A 14,278-nucleotide genomic window follows, 5' to 3' on the forward strand; every position below is an offset into this window, starting at 1 on the left:
ATAACACTACTCTTCATCATTTGCTTGAACTTCAATCGCCCCGACAACTGAATCGTCTTCATCCAGTCTTACAATTATAACACCTTGGGTGATCCTTCCTAAAACATTTATATTATTTACATTTACCCTAATAGCCTTACCTTTTTTAGTAAATATCAGTATGTCTCTCCCATCTTCGACACTCATAGTAGCAACTATTGGACCTATTCTAGATATATCTCGTACCGTTTTTACACCAATTCCTCCACGATTCTGCGGTTTGTAAGAATGGAAAGAAACTCTCTTCCCATAACCCCTTTCAGTGATCAACAAAAGTTTTTTACCTTCGTCGACCTTTACCACGTTGATCACTTCATCGCCTTCGCGCAATTTAATTGAGTTGACACCCATTGCGGTTCTTCCCATCGTACGTACCTGGGAAGAGTTAAACATTAACGACATCCCTAGCTTTGTCACAATTAACAAATCTCTATCTGATCCGTCAAGCAAAACTACATCCACAACTACGTCTTTATCAACCAGATTGATTGCTCTAATACCGGAAGCTCGTGCACTGCTGAACTCTCTCAAAGAGGTTCTCTTCACCTTGCCTTGTTTTGTAAAAATGAGAATATCCTTATCGTAATCACCGTCTAAAGATATGGCAACGATGCTTTTTATCTCTTCCCCTTCATCTAAACTGATGAAGTTAGCGATATGCTTGCCTTTTGTATTTTTCAAAGTAGTCTCTATCTCGTATGCGTTTATTTGATACGCTTTACCAGCGGAACTAAATAACATTAATTTGGATAATTTGTTAGTGTATATGACCTCTTTTACGTCATCTTCATCAGAAATTTTTAATCCTTTTACTCCTTTTCCGCCTCTCCCTTGAACCTTGTATTCCGAAGAAGGAATGGCTTTGAGATATCCCCACTTGGTCAAAACTATTACCACATCTTCATCTTGAATCATTTCAACCTCTTCGGCTAAATCCCCTTTGTTATACAGTATCTCCGTTCTTCTTTTATCACCAAACTTGTTTGCTACTTCGTCCAGCTCTTCTTTAATAACTCCTAACAGTCTTTCTTTTTTCTGCAGAATATCCATGGCATTTTCTATATCTTTGTATAGGTTCTTCAATTCTTCACTCAAATTGGTACTTTCAAGTTTTGAAAGACTGATCAATCTCATGTCTGCGATAGCTTTTGCCTGTTCTTCACTCACACCTATTGTTTCTTGAAGATTTTTCAAAGCTTCCTGAGGATTTTCTGAGTTTCGTATGATCTCAACCACCGTATCAATACCTTGAACCGCTTTGATAAGCCCTTCAACTATATGAGCCCTTTTCCTTGCCTTCTCTAACTCGTACTTTGTTCTTCTTGTTATGACGTTAACCCTGTGATCCAAGAAGCTCTGTAAAAGCCCCTTCAAATTCATCAAAGAGGGCTTTTCGTTATCGATTACATTCATTTGAACGTAAAAATAGGATTGAAGATTTGTGTGCTTGAACAAATCGTTGATCAATTTCTTAACGTTAGCGTTTTTTCTCAGCTCTATTACCAGTCTTATTCCCTCTTTATCACTCTCATCTCTAACGTCTTTTATCCCGACATCTTTCTTTTGTTCCTTAGCCTTAACCACGTATCTTACAATTTGTTCGATGATATCGGCTTTAGAAACGTTGTAGGGAATCTCATCAAAAACGATAGAGGTTCCTTTACCTTCGTCCTCTATTCTGTACTTTCCTCTAATCGTTATCTTCCCTCTACCTGTTTCATAGAGTTCTTTCAACCCTTCTCCGTCCACAACTTGGCCACCTGTTGGGAAATCAGGTCCTTTAATATGCTTCAACAGATCCGCTACTTCAGATTCGGGTTTTTCTATTAACAATTTCAAAGCTGCTACAAGTTCGTTTAAATTATGAGGCGGGATATTGGTAGTCATTCCCACGGCTATCCCGCTTGCTCCGTTCATCAAAAGATTAGGCACCATTGTAGGTAAAACAACGGGCTCACTCAGAGAACCATCGAAATTCTCCCTAAAATCTACAGTTTCTTTCTCGATATCCTTGAGCATATACTCTCCAAGTTCAGGCATACGGGCTTCTGTGTACCTCATAGCCGCAGGAGGATCACCATCAATCGAGCCAAAATTTCCTTGTGCCTCAACCAAAGGATACCTCATAGTAAAAGGTTGCCCCATTCTAACTAAGGCATCATAAATAGCCGCATCTCCGTGTGGGTGATACTTACCCATCACTTCACCAACGATACGGGCATTTTTTTTGAATGAAGAGTTATGTTTCAACCCCAATTCGCTCATTGAGTAAAGTATTCTTCTCTGAACAGGTTTCAACCCATCTCTAACATCGGGTATAGCCCTGCTTACAATAACGCTTAATGAATAAAGTAAGTAAGAAGTTTTTAATTCTTCAGTAAAATCTTTGATAAATATTTTATCGTCCATTTATTAGTATTACCTCCATTAAAAATCTTTTAAGAAATCTTTGAACCAGGTTCAACATCTTTATCTACCGTCAGTACACTCAAATTACCGTTTCCATCTTTAGCGGCTAAAAGCATACCTTCGGATAATTCCCCCATCAATTTGGCGGGTTTTAGATTAGCAATGATTATTATCTTCTTATCAACTAAATCTTCAGGTGAATAAAAGCTCTTGATGCCTGCGATCACTTGCCTTTCACCCATCTGCCCTAAATCAAGATGTAATCGCAGTAGTTTGTTAGACTTTTCGATATTTTCTGCCTTTACCACTTTGGCAACTCTTAAATCTATCTTTTTAAAATCCTCTATTTCTACTATATTTTGAACGTTTTCATTTTCTGGCATTACTTCGTCCTCCTTGTTGATATTTACCGTTTTAATTATTCTTTTCCAACTCTTCACATCGATTCTTTGGAATATAGGATCACCTTTCACAACTTTAACTCCACTGTGTAAAAGGCCCTTTTCAAGGTTCTCTCGATTTAAAATTTCCAAACCATAACCTATCTTTTTTAACATCGTTTCAGAAGTATCTGGCATAATTGGATAAATCAAAATAGAAATAATTCGAATAACGTCGAGCAGATTGTACAAAACGGTGGACAATCTATCTTTTTCATTTGGATCGTTCCCCAAGATCCAAGGCTCAGTTAAATCGATGTATTTATTAGAAAAACGTATGACTTCCCATAGATTTTCAAGGGCTTGTGTAAACTGATACCGCTCCATCAAATTCAAATAAGCGTTTTTCTTACTCTCTAGGAGTTCTAAGAGTTCTTCATCCACCTTGTCTTTTCTTTCAGGTTTTGGTATGACACCATTAAAATACTTTTCAACCATCGTGAGTGTTCTATGCACTAAATTACTTAAATCATTGACCAAATCAGCGTTGTACCTAGTAATTAAGTTTTCTTCCGAAAAATCTCCATCCCTACCAAAGGCGATATCTCTCAACAAATAATACCTTATAACATCTCTACCATATGCGTCCATCAGAATCCTTGGATCAACGGCGTTCCCCAAAGATTTTGAAATCTTTTGTCCATTGACCGTTAGCCACCCATGTGCGAATACCTTCTTCGGCAAAGGCAACCCCACTGACATCAACATAGCGGGCCAAATTAGCGAATGGAACCTATTTATTTCTTTTCCAATAAGGTGTAAATCTGCAGGCCAGTACCTGTTGAATTTCTGTTGATCGTCAGAATAGCCTATCGCACTTACATAATTAATTAACGCATCCACCCAAACATACACCACATGTTTTGGATCACTCTTTAAAGGTATTCCCCAATCGAAGGTAGTCCTAGTGATGCTGAGATCTTTTAACCCATCATTCAAAATTTGCAACATCTCATTTCTTCTAAAAGATGGTTCCACAAAGTCCGGATTATTTTCATAATGCTTCAACAATGGTTCGGTATATTTGGAAAGTTTAAAAAAGTAATTCTCTTCCTCTACCCATTTCAATTCTCTATTACATTCAGGGCAAAGCTTAACGCCATCTTGCGTGACTATCTCAGATTCATCCCAAAAGGATTCATCGTGTATGCAATACCAACCGGCGTACTTTCCTTTGTAAACGTCTCCATTCTCCATCATCTTATCAACAAACATCTGCACGGTCTTTACATGATAAGCATCTGTTGTTCTAACAAAATGATCGTAACTAATCCCCATTTCATCCCATAAATTTTTAAATTTTGAAGAAAGCGAATCAACATACTCCTGTGGAGGTATATTCTTCTCTTTTGCTGCCTGTAACACCTTTTGCCCATGTTCATCCGTTCCAGTCAAAAAGAAAACATCGTACCCCATCATTCTCTTAAATCTCGCTACTATATCCGCAACTATCGTCGTATACGCTGAACCAATATGTGGTTCACTGTTAACGTAGTAAATCGGTGTAGTGACGTAAAACTTATCCATCAATGGCACCTCCAAAACTGTTCTACCTTCTTTCCTTTGTCGAATTGTGAAGCCTATCCTATTATATCACATTGAGATTGTTTTGGTATTCTCATATATTCTCTAGAAGTTTAAGCTTTCAGCAAACTTCAAAGTGAAAGGACACTAATCAAATCATTAAAAAGATATCACCCCTCATAAAAGATATAGGAGTGATATCTATTTTAAAAACTCAAGAATCTCTCTACTACCATTACTTCAATATTTCTTTTAGTTCTTCTATATCCGTGTTTTGGTTTGATAAGTTTATTATTGGTAGTTCTATTGGTTTTACTGGGATTATCTTAGGAAAATTGGCATTTTTAGCCCCTTTGTGAAAATATTTAGAGCATGTCGCTTGACGTTGTGCGGATAAAAAAATCTACCACCAGCAAATTGGGCGAAAAGAAACGCAGCCTTTTATCCGCTGTTAGGCAATTTTGGGCTTTCTTTCTCATTTCATCGCAGACAAAAACTCTTCAACTGTTATACCAGCACGAGCAATGAGTGACCTCAAAGTTCCTCTTGCAACTTCACGATGATCAGGGACAGATAGTGTGGCAATGTGTTTCCCCTTCACAAGAATAATATGACTACCTCGTTGCCTTGCTACTTCCCATCCAAGACGTTCAAAAACTTTTACAACTTCACGCCCGCTTAAAAGTGGAAGTTTTTCCATTAAACCGATACCTCTACTTCACGCATACTAACGGTGAGAGGCATACCTCTTTCGGCTCGCACCTCAAGGCACTGCTTTATTGCATCTTTGATATTCTCAATCGCTTCTTGTTCGGTTTTTCCTTGACTTACACATCCAGGGATAGAAGGACATTCTACTACGAACATGCCATCCTCATCCCGATCAATTGTTACGATAAATTTCATAGTTTATCCCTCCTCGTACAAAAGGTTCTCGTATAAAAGGATCTTTTTATTTATTATTTTAATTATACCAAAAGACTCAATATATTTTATTACAGTAAAAATTTAACTTAACAATATTTCTATGATATAATTTCTCAAAGTACAAAAAATTAAATATGCTAAAAAAATCGGAGGGATAATCTTGAGATTTTCCAAACTATATGCTCCTACTTTAAAAGAAACACCATCTGATTCTGATATAAAAAGTTACGAGTTATTGATCAGAGGAGGGTTTATTAGAAAGATCTCATCAGGTGTTTACAGTTATCTTCCCCTTGGATGGAAGGTCATAAGAAAAATCGAACAGATAGTCAGAGAAGAAATGGAAAAGATAGGTTCTCAAGAGATCATGCTACCCATAATACATCCAGCAGAGTTGTGGAAAATGACCGGAAGATGGGAAGATTACGGACCAGAATTGATGAAACTTAAGGACAGACACGATAGAGAGTTTACTTTAGGTCCCACACATGAAGAAATAGTCACATTTTTGATGAAAAATGAGCTTAGATCGTACAAACAGTTCCCGGTCAACCTTTTCCAAATAGCCACTAAGTTTAGAGATGAAATAAGGCCAAGGTTTGGGGTGCTAAGGGCAAGAGAATTCATCATGAAAGACGCCTACACCTTTCATACCGACTACAACTCATTGCATGAATCTTATCAACATTTCTATAATGCCTATGAAAACATCATAAAAAGAATAGGTTTAAAATATGTCGTTGTAGAAGCGGATACCGGTGCAATTGGTGGATCTTTTTCTCATGAATTTCATGTATTGGCGCAAAATGGCGAGGGAGAAATATTTTACTGTGAAAAATGTGGTTATGCAGCCAGTGATGAAAAGGCAAGATCGGGTGAAGATTTTTCAGTAGACGAAAATGAAGCCTTCAAAGAAATGGAAAAAGTAGACACCCAACACGCCAAAACCATCGAAGAAGTCGCCAAATTCCTGAATGTTTCTGAAAAGAAGTTGATAAAATCTATACTGCTAAGATCCAGCAAAGGATGGGTGATGGCACTAATTAGAGGAGATTATGAGATAAACCTCGCAAAGGTCAGATCGGTTCTTCAAGATCAAAGCTTAGAACTAGCCGATCCGCAAGACGTTCTTAAAGAATTTGGTGTAAACGTTGGATTTATAGGCCCAATAAACATACCTGAAAATGTCAAGATTATTGCAGATCTAAGTGTAAAATCCATAAAAAATGGGGTTATAGGGGCTATGGAAGAAAAAGCCCATTACATCAATGCAAACGCCGAAAGAGATTTCAGAATAAATTTATTTGCAGACATTAGATACGTAAAAGAAGGCGAAAAATGTCCAACCCAAGGATGTAATTCTACACTCAAACGAACAAGAGGCATAGAAGTTGGTCAAATTTTTGAATTAGGAGACAAATACTCTTCAAAAATGAACGCAGTCTTCACCGATGAAAATGGAGAACAAAAACCTTACATAATGGGATGCTATGGATGGGGGGTATCAAGAACCTTAGGGGCAATAGTCGAACAATTAAACGATGAAAACGGAATAATCTGGCCAAAAAGCGTTGCGCCTTTTGAAGTGGCAATAATACCGGTTGCCATGAACGACGAAGCAATTGTAAGCACATCGCAAGAGATCTACGATTACTTTTTAAAAGAAGGAATCGACGTCATTATAGACGATAGAGAAGTCTCCGCTGGATTTAAGTTCAAAGATATAGATCTAATCGGAGTACCGATAAAAATTATTATCGGCAAACGTTTAAAAGAAGGAAAAATTGAGTTAAAACAAAGAGATAAAGAAGAAGGCACATTGATAGAGTTCAAAAATGTAAAAGAGTTATACGATAAAGTAAAAGAAAAATTAGAAAACTATGATCCAACTCAAAATTTAACAATCTAACACATTCCTTATGGGCGGGCAGCGGGGGAAGGGCGCTAATAAAATTATTAAAAAATATCACTCCTCTTTTTAGTTTTATGAGGAGTGATATCTCTATTACTACCACAATTCACTTAAAAATACTCAAAAATCTACCTGCAACAACTACTTCAATATTTCTTTTAGTTCTTCTATGGTTATCTCTAACAAGTTATCTCCTATATAATCTATTGTCTTCTCATCCGCTTTAGATCATAATTAATTGTCATCGAAATAGGGTGATGTTTAGATTGTATTCATGTCTTTGAAATTGATTTGTTTTTCGTTAAATGAATGTTATATAATTTATTCATAAGAACTTTTATTTCTTCGCTTTATTTTACCATATTCAAACTTTTGTGTGTTTTATTTATTATTATAACAACCTTTCAAAGACATCGAATTATGATCTAACCAATTTTTTCATGAACACCTAATATGATCTAATGAATATTGATAAATGGTTAGAAAGTCGCTGGAGTAGCATTGAAATTTGATGGTGGAAAAGAAATTAATAAAAAACTTGGATTACAAACTTATTAAACCATTGATTGGGGGGTAGAAAGGATATGAGTAACTTCAACTTTCCAAAAGGTTCAGAATGGAGAAAATGGGATTTACAAATTCACGTTCCAGGATCTAAACATGCAGACCAGTACAGCACAAAAAAAGGTAATGATGTTTGGGAAAAATTTATTGAATATATCAAAAATTCTGATATATCTGTTTTTGGTATTACGGATTATTATTCTGTTGCTGGTTATGAGACATTTCGAGATAAAATCAAAAATATTGAAGAACTGAAAAATAAGCAGTTTTTTCCTTGCGTCGAACTTCGACTGGATATCAACGTTAATATAGATTCAGAGCAATTACAATGCCATTTAATTTTTGATAGTAATTACGATATTAACAAAATAAAGGATTTTCTCGCTCATCTTCCTCTGAAGAATAAAATGCCAAACGGTGCTGTTGCTTATTGTACTGAGGATGACATTACAGCCTGTGGCGGTTACGATAAAATTAGTATAACGAAAGAAAAACTTGAAGAATCTTTAAAAGGTTCTTTTGGAAATGATCGCCCATTCTTAATCGCTGGTGTAGCCAGTGGTATGGGCAGTAATAGAGCAATTGCCAATTCAAACATCAAAAAGGAATTATCGGATATTTTCGATGATTTTTGCGATTTATTTTTTGGCTGTGAGGAAAATAGAGAATATTATCTAAACGAAAGTAGATATGAGAATAAAAGCTTAAAAGCAAAGGCGAAACCGGTTGTTTCTATTTCTGATTGCCATACTCTTGAGGATTGCAAGAATAGATTAGGGAAAAAATATCCAGTACCAAACAATGAGGGGAAAGACCTTGAAAGATACGGTTTTAGCTGGATAAAAGCCGATCCAAACTTTGAGGGCTTGAGACAGATTATTTTTGAACCATTTGATCGGGTTGCTTTTGGTTTCGAAAAACCGGAACTCAAAAGGCCTTACTATCTTATCGATAAAGTGCGATTTCTTGATAATACTGGACAAGACAACTTTTCCTCTGATGCTATTGAAATAAACCAAAATTTGGTAACCATAATTGGCGGAAAATCAACGGGGAAGTCATTACTTCTTTACTACATAGCTAAAACAATTGACAGAAAAGAAGTAGAAACCAGGTTTGCCGACCTTTCCGAAGCTTCCCAATATGATTTTGATAAATCAGCTGATTTTAATTTTGAAGTGGTTTGGTCAGATGGTGCTAGAATGTATCTTAAAAACACGGAAGGCAGCAATGGTTCGGACGAAAGAAAAATTTTGTATATACCCCAAAATTACCTTAACAGACTTTCGGAGGAAAACACTGGAAGTCGCGATACTATAAACAAGTTCGTCAAAGATGTTCTTCTGCAAGATGAAACTGTCCGAGAAAATTATGAAAACAATCTTACGAGAATTAAGGGATTAACTAAATTAATACCTACCAATGTTGCAGATCTTTATCAAATAAAACAGGAAATTAAAGAGGTAGAAGAAAACATTAAGAAATTTGGTGAAGAGAATGGTATAAAAACATACATCGTCCAATTGAAAAAAGAAGCTGAGGACATCAAAAGTAAATCTGGGCTATCCAATCAAGAAATAACAGATTATGAGGCATTACTTGAAAAAGAGAAAGAAACAACCACAAGCATTACTGTTTTATCTGACGATAAAAAGAGTCTCGTGTCTTTCAAACAAAATCTAATGCAGCAGTTAGAAAGTTTAGAGAAATTGTACAATGAACAGTCGTCTTATCTGGGTAATGATGAAATCAAAAAAGAATTCACAAAAGAATTTGCTAAAATTAGACAATTGAAAACCGACCTTTTAACAGCCACTGATGTAGTAATAAAATTTGTCAATTCAAGTATTGTAGCCTACCAAAAAGAGTTAGAAAAAATCAAAAATGATCTTATTCCGTTTATGGCAAAGGTTAAATTACAGGATGAGTTGAAAAAGAAGAATAAGGCCATAAGTGATGAGCAGAACAAGTTAAACAAAATAGACCTTGAAAAGAAAAAGCTTGAGTCAAAAGCAGACGCTGAACAAGTTATCGTCGCAAATCAAGAAGGACAGGAAAAAGGGCGAGATAATAAAAAGTTCAAGTTTGAGTATATTTCAGGAGCCTTAGAAAACTCCTTTGAGTTGCCAGAAGCTAAACAAAAAGCTATATTATTCAGGAAGGGTATCCGCCAACATGTTTGTGAAGTCCTGGAGGGAGGTCAGATAGCCTTTGAAAAAAGAGAAAAGAAATATGGATTTAGAATCAGTTGAATCTCATACAACCGAATTCAAGTCCTCATGGCGGGACGAATATCTAAAATGGATTTGTGCCTTTGCAAATACCGATGGCGGAAGATTGCTTATCGGAGTTGATGATAATGGTAAGCCTGTTGGCGTCGAAGACTCTAAGAAATTACTTGAGGATTTACCCAATAAATTAAGAGATACCCTTGGCATTATACCAAGTGTCCGATTAGAAAAGGAAAACGGTAAGGAAATAATTATAATAGAAGTTGAGCATTCCTATGTACCAATTTCATATCATGGGAGATTTTATGTTAGAAGCGGAAGCACAATTCAGGAACTAAAAGGCAAGGACCTGACCAGGTTTCTAATATCCAACTCAGGCAAGCACTGGGAAGAGTATATTGAGGAAAATGCTTCTATTGAGGATATAAATAATGAGACAATTGAAAAACTCAAACAAATCGCGATAAAAAGAATTCCACTTGTGAAAGATGAAAATGAGCCGATAAAGGTGCTTGAGAAATTAAATTTGATTAAAAATGGTAAATTAACAAGGGCTGCCCTTTTACTATTCGGTAAAAATCCAAAAAGATTCTGGACAAGCTCCTATATAAAAGTGGGTAAATTCTTAACGGATACTGATATTATAAGTTCTGATGATATTGAAGGAAATCTCTTTGAACAGGTTGAAAAAACAATGGAGTTATTGCGGACTAAATATCTTATATCTGAAATAAGATTTGAAGGAATTTATCGTAAAGAAGAACTTGAATATCCAGAAGAAGCATTGAGAGAAGCCATAATTAATTCGGTTATACATAGAGATTATATCGGTCCACATACCCAGTTAAAAATTTATCCTGATAAAATAATTCTTTGGAATGTTGGCACACTTCCAAAAGAAATCAAGGTTGATGAATTAAAGAAAAACCATTCATCTTATCCAAGAAATGAGTTATTGGCAGATGTATTTTTCAAAGCTGGACTAATAGAGGCTTGGGGCAGAGGAACAATAAAAATTACAGATGAATGTAAAAAAGCTGGACTGCCAGAACCAGAATTTAAAGAAGAGTTTGGCGGTTTTGCAGTTTATTTCTATAAAGACATTTATACAGAAGATAATTTAAGAAAAATGGGGTTAAATGAAAGGCAAATAAAAGCTGTAAAGTATGTAAAAGAAAAGGGAAAGATTACGAATAAGGAATATCAAGAGTTAAACAAAACATCAAAACCAACAGCGACAAGGGATCTTCGCAATCTTGTTGATAAAGGAATAGTTATAATGCAGGGGGAAGCTAAAAGACAAATATATTATCAATTGAGCCAAAAAAGAGCCAATAATGAGCCAATTGAGCCAAAAAAGAGCCAATAATGAGCCAATTGAGCCAAAAAAGAGCCAATAGGCAAAAATATATCACTCCTCATTGAAACAATCACAACAAAGGAGTGATATTTTTTAAGAACAGAATTATAAACCTTATACTTGGCATTAGTATCAGCCTTCTACAACTACTTCAGTATTCCTTTTAGTTCTTCTATAGTTATCTCTAACAAGTTATCTCCTATATAATCTATTGTCTTTTTGTCTGCTTCTCTTATCCTATCTTTTATTTCTTCGGTTAATCGTCTACCAAATCTTTTGTTTAATATTTTAATTGTCAATTCTTTTTCTCCTTCTTCAACGCCTTCTTCAAATAATGAAGTTCCGATCTTTGTCATTCGTATCACCTCTTTCAGTTCGTTTATGTATTCATCCCTTACATAATTATCAGAGAACCCTAATAACGATCCTATTACCGCTTCTTTTTTGTCTTCATCTGGTATTTTGATCGCTAACTCAAAGACATCTTTTGTCACTTCTTCTTCACTTTTTTCGTTTCTCATCAAGGGCAAGAATACTAAATCCATTAGATCTTTATCCGTTAGTTCTTCTTCTTTTTCTATCTTTTCTTTTATCTCTTCATACCTTTTTATTCCATCGTACTTTATCATGAATATTTGTTGTACTTTGTATTTATTTGAACCCATGTCCAATTCACTTTCTGCACTTTCGTATTTTCCTGAGTACATTACCACCGTGTTTATCCTTCTTCTTTCTTTTTGGTATAACGCTATATCGTATTGTGCAAATCTTAGTAAGTCTGCTTTTTTCCATGTAGTTTGAAATTCTAAGTGTAACAGTGAGTTGTCTTCTAGTTCAAATACAAAATCCGGGTTTTGGTTTGATACGTTGATTACTGGTATGTCTATTGGTTTTACTGAAATTATCTTTGGAAAGTTGAGTTCATGATATTCAGCGGGTTCGTCTTTGTGAATGTCACCCGTTCTGTTTGTGTCTTTCATTGTTTCCCCCCTCGATAGTTTGTTGAAGTATTTAAATTGCATCATATGTTTTTGAAAATCGCTTTAGATCTTAAACATAAATACATTCATTCCAAACTATACCTCTTATTTCTCACGCTAAAACAATTAGACAACTTGTGTCAGATTTGTAATTAGGCTCTTTTTACATCATTTCTTAATTCTTCAGTGTTGTAATTAAATAGCGAGATATCGAAACCACCCAATATTTCAATAAAAGCTCTCTTGGAAAGTTCTGCTAGTTGTGCAGCTTCTCCTAAGGATAACTTGCCTTCTTCATATAATTTTGAGGCTATCAACAATTTAATTTCTTTTTCATTTAAATCGATAAAATCTGGAAGATTTACAGATATAGTTTTCATAAAAGGCTCTTCATATAATATTTCGCTCCCCACCCATAAGGATATACTTATATACAGATATTATAACTCAAAAAACTTTCCTTAACTAAATCTACCGTCGTCTTTTGATTGTTGCAGTTTGTGAACATTTTTCTCAAGCCATCCTTGGCAGCGTTAGGCTGTATAGGTGTACCTTTTGTTTCTTTAAATGGGGAATGAACTATCTCAATGGGAGTGTATTTAATTTCCATCATACTTTTTGCTCCTTTCGAAATAATTTTATCACATCATGTTCTGTCATAACAGCCAATGTCAGGAGGCAAAAAAATATCACTCCTCATTGAAACAATCACAACAAAGGAGTGATATTTTTTAAAAGCAGAATTATATCTCGAATTCTTGAGATTGGTATAGAATTACCCTTCTACAACTACTTCAATATTTCTTTTAGGTCTTCTAATGTAATACTAAGAATATTTTTCTTTATTTGGTTTATGGTTTCTTCATTTGCATTTCTGATCTTTTCTTCTAAACTTTTATCAAAATCTTCTCCAAACCTTTGGTTTAGAATTTCTATGATTAATTCTCTTCTTTCTTCAAGTTTTCCTTCTACTTTTCCTTCCGCTTTACCTTCCAATTTAGCTTTTTCTCTGTCTCTTTTTGCTATCTCTTCTAATGTGTTAAACATTTTTGGCACCTCCATTTCTTTTAGCTCTTCGAACCTTTCTTTTATCTCTTCGTAATCTGTCCTCTTTCCGAACAGTTCTATGAATGCGTTTCTGTGTTTATTAAATTTCTCTTGTTCTTCTTCCGACAATTTCAATAATATATCTTTATTTATAATCTTTAACAACTCTTCCGCGTTTTTTACCCTTACGTTTGGTTTGTCTGTTAATAAGATTACCCCTAGTGCCTTCTTCATGTTTATTATCGTTTCTTCTTTTATATTACTTAAATTTATTAGTTCATAATTTGCTTTTATTAAGTATTCTTCCATGTTTTTTATCTCTGTTATCTTCTCTTTTACATCCATTGGTGATGTCCATTTTGCTTTTCCATCGTAAAAGACCATCCCTATTATGACTGGTAGTTTGAATCCTTTTTGTTCTGATTCTTTTTTGTGACTATTCACATATTGTTCCCATATTCTTACTTTGTATGCCAACATCCTGAATGCCATCAATTGGTCAACTTTACTTTGATGCTCCAACAATAAGTATATGTATACATCTTGACCGTTTCTTTTTTCTATCTTATATAGTATGTCTGATCTTTTGATGGAGAAGTCTTTGCCTATTAGTTCAGTTTGTTCACGTTTTAAATCTGTTTCTTTTATTTGTTTTGTTGTCTCTTTTGGTAGAAAGGCTTTTAGGAAGTCATAGAATACGGTTCTGTCTTCAAATAATTCTTTGAATATGGAGTCTTTTATTGGATTAGACATAAGCTTCTCCTTTTGGTTTATTTTTTGTTTGTTTTTAGCGCCCTTCCCCCGCTCCCCGCCCACAAGGAAAAGATTCTTTTGTCCTTCACCCC

The 14,278-nt window shown here is 35.1% G+C and carries 11 protein-coding genes; 3 read left to right on the plus strand and 8 right to left on the minus strand.

Annotation, left to right across the window (positions count from 1 at the left end):
* Positions 1 to 6: 6 nt before the first annotated feature.
* The 4 genes from gyrA to PMOB_RS06365 all read right to left on the minus strand — a co-directional run bounded on the left by gyrA (position 7) and on the right by PMOB_RS06365 (position 5,318).
* Positions 7 to 2,448, minus strand: a complete 2,442-nt coding sequence (gene gyrA, locus PMOB_RS06350; protein ID WP_012209054.1) for a DNA gyrase subunit A — start codon at positions 2,446 to 2,448, stop codon at positions 7 to 9.
* 29 nt (positions 2,449 to 2,477) lie between these two features.
* The gene (metG, locus tag PMOB_RS06355; protein WP_012209055.1) at positions 2,478 to 4,415 is read right to left on the minus strand and encodes a methionine--tRNA ligase; all 1,938 of its coding nucleotides are present in this window, start codon (positions 4,413 to 4,415) and stop codon (positions 2,478 to 2,480) included.
* Positions 4,416 to 4,887: 472 nt separating this feature from the next.
* A complete protein-coding gene (locus tag PMOB_RS06360) occupies positions 4,888 to 5,112 on the minus strand; it encodes a type II toxin-antitoxin system HicA family toxin (RefSeq protein ID WP_012209056.1) in 225 nt (74 codons plus the stop codon).
* The gene (locus tag PMOB_RS06365; protein WP_041534088.1) at positions 5,112 to 5,318 is read right to left on the minus strand and encodes a type II toxin-antitoxin system HicB family antitoxin; all 207 of its coding nucleotides are present in this window, start codon (positions 5,316 to 5,318) and stop codon (positions 5,112 to 5,114) included. The genes PMOB_RS06360 and PMOB_RS06365 overlap by 1 nt, the downstream gene beginning before the upstream one ends.
* A gap of 181 nt (positions 5,319 to 5,499) precedes the next feature.
* Here PMOB_RS06365 and PMOB_RS06370 point away from each other — a divergent pair, with 181 nt between their 5' ends.
* The 3 genes from PMOB_RS06370 to PMOB_RS10930 all read left to right on the plus strand — a co-directional run bounded on the left by PMOB_RS06370 (position 5,500) and on the right by PMOB_RS10930 (position 11,415).
* Entirely contained in the window at positions 5,500 to 7,248 is a 1,749-nt protein-coding gene (locus PMOB_RS06370) for a proline--tRNA ligase (RefSeq protein WP_012209058.1), read from the plus strand.
* A gap of 587 nt (positions 7,249 to 7,835) precedes the next feature.
* Positions 7,836 to 10,067 carry a hypothetical protein gene (locus tag PMOB_RS06375; protein WP_012209059.1) on the plus strand — a complete coding sequence of 744 codons (2,232 nt, stop codon included), beginning with the start codon at positions 7,836 to 7,838 and terminating at the stop codon, positions 10,065 to 10,067.
* On the plus strand, positions 10,027 to 11,415 hold the full coding sequence (locus PMOB_RS10930; protein WP_231282460.1) for an ATP-binding protein: 1,389 nt from the start codon (positions 10,027 to 10,029) through the stop codon (positions 11,413 to 11,415). The genes PMOB_RS06375 and PMOB_RS10930 overlap by 41 nt, the downstream gene beginning before the upstream one ends.
* Positions 11,416 to 11,552: 137 nt before the next feature.
* On the opposite strand, the gene PMOB_RS06385 is transcribed toward PMOB_RS10930, so the two are convergent.
* The 4 genes from PMOB_RS06385 to PMOB_RS06400 form a co-directional block, all read right to left on the minus strand.
* A complete protein-coding gene (locus PMOB_RS06385; protein WP_012209061.1) occupies positions 11,553 to 12,386 on the minus strand; it encodes a DUF4351 domain-containing protein in 834 nt (277 codons plus the stop codon).
* Positions 12,387 to 12,538: 152 nt separating this feature from the next.
* Positions 12,539 to 12,766 (minus strand): UPF0175 family protein, encoded by a 228-nt coding sequence (locus tag PMOB_RS06390; RefSeq protein WP_041534089.1) that lies wholly within the window; start codon positions 12,764 to 12,766, stop codon positions 12,539 to 12,541.
* Between the two features lie 47 nt (positions 12,767 to 12,813).
* Positions 12,814 to 12,999: a hypothetical protein gene (locus PMOB_RS06395; protein ID WP_041534090.1), complete on the minus strand. Its 186-nt coding sequence runs from the start codon at positions 12,997 to 12,999 to the stop codon at positions 12,814 to 12,816.
* Positions 13,000 to 13,175: 176 nt separating this feature from the next.
* Complete coding sequence (locus PMOB_RS06400; protein ID WP_012209063.1) at positions 13,176 to 14,186, minus strand: Rpn family recombination-promoting nuclease/putative transposase; 1,011 nt, start codon at positions 14,184 to 14,186, stop codon at positions 13,176 to 13,178.
* Positions 14,187 to 14,278 lie beyond the last annotated feature (92 nt).

The organism is Petrotoga mobilis SJ95 (genome assembly GCF_000018605.1).
Lineage (GTDB): Bacteria > Thermotogota > Thermotogae > Petrotogales > Petrotogaceae > Petrotoga > Petrotoga mobilis.